Source organism: Gemmatimonadales bacterium, assembly GCA_030697825.1.
GTDB lineage: Bacteria > Gemmatimonadota > Gemmatimonadetes > Gemmatimonadales > JACORV01 > JACORV01.
The window spans coordinates 1-2,235 of record JAUYOW010000273.1; the positions used below are offsets into that span (position 1 = coordinate 1).

General features: G+C 68.3%; 4 protein-coding genes. 1 reads left to right on the forward strand and 3 read right to left on the reverse strand.

Going from position 1 to position 2,235, the window contains the following annotated elements; translation table 11 throughout:
* Positions 1–198, reverse strand: a 198-nt coding sequence (locus tag Q8Q85_13435; GenBank protein ID MDP3775259.1) for a hypothetical protein, incomplete at its 3' end; no start/stop codon positions are given.
* 43 nt (positions 199–241) lie between these two features.
* Between Q8Q85_13435 and Q8Q85_13440 the strand changes: the two genes are divergently transcribed.
* A complete protein-coding gene (locus Q8Q85_13440; protein ID MDP3775260.1) occupies positions 242–577 on the forward strand; it encodes a sodium-independent anion transporter in 336 nt (111 codons plus the stop codon).
* Here the strand turns inward: Q8Q85_13440 and Q8Q85_13445 are convergent.
* Entirely contained in the window at positions 574–1,302 is a 729-nt protein-coding gene (locus Q8Q85_13445; GenBank protein ID MDP3775261.1) for a hypothetical protein, read from the reverse strand. The genes Q8Q85_13440 and Q8Q85_13445 overlap by 4 nt on opposite strands.
* Entirely contained in the window at positions 1,299–2,075 is a 777-nt protein-coding gene (locus Q8Q85_13450; GenBank protein MDP3775262.1) for a M23 family metallopeptidase, read from the reverse strand. Before Q8Q85_13450 ends, Q8Q85_13445 begins: the two co-directional genes overlap by 4 nt.
* Between the last annotated feature and the right edge of the window lie 160 nt (positions 2,076–2,235).

The following is a 2,235-nucleotide window of genomic DNA, read 5'->3' on the forward strand; positions in this document are numbered from 1 at the left end:
CACCGCGTACTTCCAGTAGGCCGCGTGCAGCACCAGCTCCCAGATGTTGTGCCGCTTGTTTCCCGGCCTCCACAGCGCCTCGCGAGGCGTCAGCCCCTTCAGGGCCCCTCGCAGGGTCGTGCCGTGCCAGCCGTGGCTGTCGAAGGCCTGGTCGAGCACCTCCAGCAGCAGAGCGATCCGTCCGTCCCCCCGTGCCATTGTACCCTCCACTAGATTCAGGGACACGCTGCACGACATCGCCATGCGGCCCAAGGTGCTCATCATACGGATGAGGAACGCGCCGGCGATGGACTCGACGGGGCTGCACGCGCTGAAGGACGTGGTGCGGCGGAGCCGCGCCGAGAGGACGCTGGTCCTGATCGCCGACATTCACGCCCAGCCGCTGATCGCGCTCGGCCGCTCCCACCTGCTCGACGAGATCGGCGACGACAGCCTCTTCGGGAACATTGACGACGCACTCAACCGCGCGCGCACCCACCTGGGGCTCGCGGAGGTGGAGCGGCCGGACTTCGCCACGCCCACCGTGGCTCGGGAGACGGCGGCGGGTGGAATGCCGGCGGTTGGCCGGGCCGACTAGCGGGGCGGCTCGGGCAGCGGCCGCCTGAGCCCGATCTGCACGCCGAGGTGATAGACGATCAGGTTGGCCTCGCTGTCGATCGGATCGACCAGGAGTGTGTTGCCGCTGACGGTCACCCCGTTCTTCGTCACGAAGGTCACCCGGCCGTTATTGAGGTAACGCGCGCCGAGATCGAGCGACACCTTCCCGCCGCGGCCCAGCCGCACCAGCAGCCCCGACCCACCCTCGCTCGCGAAGGTGAAGTCGTCGTAGTTGGTGGAGCTGGCGAAGGGGGACTGCCCGCTGGAGGTGCCTTCCACCTCCGACGTGGTCGCGAAATACGAGAAGCCGATCCCTCCGTTCACGTACCACTGGACCGAACCCCGGCCCAATGTGAACTGCGGCCCCAGGGTGAGCCCCGCGATCTGGTTGTTGGTCGTCACGTCCACCGTGATCCCTGGCACCAGCGGGTAGCGGTTGGTCTGGCTGCCGTAGATCAGGTACATCGCGGACACCCGCAAGCCGAGCGCGCCGTCCGCGTCCGGCTTGTAGAGGAAGCCGCCGCCGAACCCGATGCCTCCCTGGACGTAGTTGGAGAACTCGCCGGTCGATTGACCCACCTCTACGTCGAAGCCCAGGAACGCCGTCGCCGGGCGCAGATCGGGCTCACGGTAAGGACTACGCTGTCCCCACGCCGGGCCGGCCACCGCGACCGCAAGCGCCACCCCCACCATCAGTCGCCTCATCGCCGTCCTCCCCGGCGCGCGCGCGCCGCGCGTATCTGCCGGTACGGGTTCTCCGACACCAGTACACCGTCGATGCCGCAGGCGGTCCCCGGGCGCTTGAACGCGATGTGCAGGTGCTTACCGCGGCCCGGGTAGGACGCATTTCCCGTGCGGCCGACAGTGCCCAGCGGCTGGCCGCGGCGCACGATGTCGCCGGCCAGGACGCGCACGCCACGCCGGAAGTGAGCCATGAGGAAATACCCGCCGGACGCCGGGTCGAAGAGGATGAGGCCGTTCCCCGCGCGTCGAGAGAGACCATCCCCTTCGTAGTAGAAGCCCCGGCGGCGCGTGTACCCGCCGCGCCACCCGTCGCCCGCCGCCACGACGACGCCCGCGACCGGCGACCGCACGTTCGTGCCCTCGGTCACGAAGATGTCGAGCGCGCCGTGCGGCCCGTCGGCGCGCGGATTGGAGTAGTTGTCCAGGAGCCGGCCGCGCGCCGCCAGCGGGTAGGCCCACTCATCCAGCGGCATCGCGGCGATCGAGTCGCCGGCGCGCGCGGCGAAGTAGGCGCGCCACGCTTCCTCGAGGGCCCGACGGCGAACCACGCCGGTTTCGATCTCTTCGGTCGTCTTGGGAACGAACAATTCCTCGATCGAACCCGGCATCCGGGCTTCAGTACAGTCGGTATAGAGCCGGATCATCGAGTCGCGCGCAATGAGTATGGTGCTATCCGGCGGCACGGCGGACTGTACATGGGCGAGCAGGAGGATCGGGAAGAAAGTAATGTTCATCGGTGGAATCCTACCAAGAAACCCTGCACCTTTCCAGCGTGACCAAGATCCTCGAAGCCGTTTGTGACACGCTGATACCATCGATCCAGGCGGAAGACGACCCTCACGGCTTCTTCGCCGACAGCGCCCGGGCGGCCGGAACGGTGGCCCGCGTCGAGCA